The sequence below is a fragment of the Microcystis sp. LEGE 08355 genome, from assembly GCF_015207185.1.
Classification (GTDB): domain Bacteria; phylum Cyanobacteriota; class Cyanobacteriia; order Cyanobacteriales; family Microcystaceae; genus Microcystis; species Microcystis panniformis.
In genome coordinates this window covers 1-1,581 of sequence record NZ_JADEXI010000825.1, presented here as the reverse complement: position 1 = coordinate 1,581, position 1,581 = coordinate 1, and the positions used below count along the sequence as shown (strand labels likewise).

Annotated in this window: 1 protein-coding gene; it reads left to right on the top strand. The window is 47.6% G+C overall.

The window, feature by feature from the left end; genetic code table 11:
- Positions 1–117 precede the first annotated feature (117 nt).
- The gene (gene yvcK / locus IQ242_RS24420) at positions 118–1,491 is read left to right on the top strand and encodes a gluconeogenesis factor YvcK family protein (RefSeq protein ID WP_052278209.1); all 1,374 of its coding nucleotides are present in this window, start codon (positions 118–120) and stop codon (positions 1,489–1,491) included.
- Positions 1,492–1,581 lie beyond the last annotated feature (90 nt).

The window sequence follows — 1,581 nt, the reverse complement described above, 5'->3', positions numbered from 1 at the left end:
CCCCACACCCTCTCCCCACAAAAAACTTTTTCAGCAGACCCTAATTAAGCTTGAGTTTGTCCCCTTTTTCGGCTACAGTCTCTCCAGAATCAATGCGTTCGCTGCCAGGCCACATCTATGAGTCCATTTAAACAAACGCTACGGGAACTCAACGCTCAGAAGGGAAAAATAGCCGCTTCTGTGGGCAGAAAAACGCCTAAACGGGTTAATCGTTGGTTTAAATGGCTTTCTCCCGGTCTTTTTGTCAAACGCTGGCTTTTAATTAGTTTAACCGGCGTTTTTCTCACCTCCTTCGGTTTGGCTATTTGGGTAAAATTAACCCCGGTTAATCGCTTTTTAGAGTTTGTTTCCCAAGCATTAGAAACGATCGCCCGTTTGGTCCCTAATTCTGTTTCCGGGCCGCTGGCGGTTTTGCTAGGTGTCTTTTTGTTATTCTGGGGTCAGAGTCGCACCGTCGAAACGATTACAGAAGCACTACAACCGGACGCATCGGAGGAATTAGTTGATCTCCTACGCACCCATCGTCGTCTCCATCGCGGCCCGAAAATTGTAGCGATCGGTGGCGGTACGGGTTTATCGACGCTTTTACGCGGTTTAAAACAGTATAGTTCCAATATCACCGCTATTGTCACTGTAGCTGATGATGGCGGTTCTTCAGGCCGATTACGCCGGGAAATGGGCATTTTACCCCCGGGGGATATTCGCAATTGTATCGCCGCTTTAGCCGATGAGGAAAAGTTATTAACGGAATTGTTTCAATATCGCTTTCATGCCGGGGATGGTTTATCGGGCCACAGTTTTGGTAATTTATTTATCAGCGCTATGACCGAGATTACCGGCGATCTGGAACAGGCGATCGATGCTAGTGCTAAAGTTTTGGCCATTCGCGGCAAAGTGCTACCTGCTACCCTTACCGATGTTAGTCTCTGGGCTAAGTTAGCCGATGGGCGCATTATTGAGGGAGAATCGAAGATAACCGAAGCTATGGGGCAAATTCGTCAGATTGGCTGTCATCCTGCCGATCCGGTCGCTTTACCTGCTGCTTTAGCGGCAATCAAGGAGGCAGATTATATTATTATCGGGCCGGGTAGTCTTTATACCAGTATTATCCCTAATTTGTTGGTTCCCGCAATTCGTCAGGCCCTAGCACAGGTGACAGTCCCCCGTGTCTATGTTTGTAATATTATGACCCAGCCGGGGGAAACGGATAATTATTCGGTAGCTGATCATTTGCGAGCAATCGAAGGAGTTTGTGAAGAACGCGTCTTTGATGCGGTTTTGGCCCAAAGAACTGCACCATCGCCCCAATCCCTACAATTATACGCCCAAGAGCATAGTCATCCCGTCTTTTTAGATCGCGAGGAAGTGGGAAAAATGGGTTATCGCATTGTTTTAGCGAATGTAATGGCAGAAGATGAAGTTACTGCCAAAGTTCGTCACGATCCCCAACGTTTAGCGCGAGTTTTATGGCGCTGGTATGCTAAAAAGTGAAACTTCGTTTTCGGTAGCCGGTCGTCGGTCGTCAGTCCTGATGAAAAAATTTTCACTACCAAAGATGAAAGAGGTTTCCCTCCCCACACC

Bases quoted from the DNA above. Each gene is read 5' to 3' on its own strand.
- yvcK (WP_052278209.1), top strand. From the start codon at position 118: ATGAGTCCATTTAAACAAACGCTACGGGAACTCAACGCTCAGAAGGGA.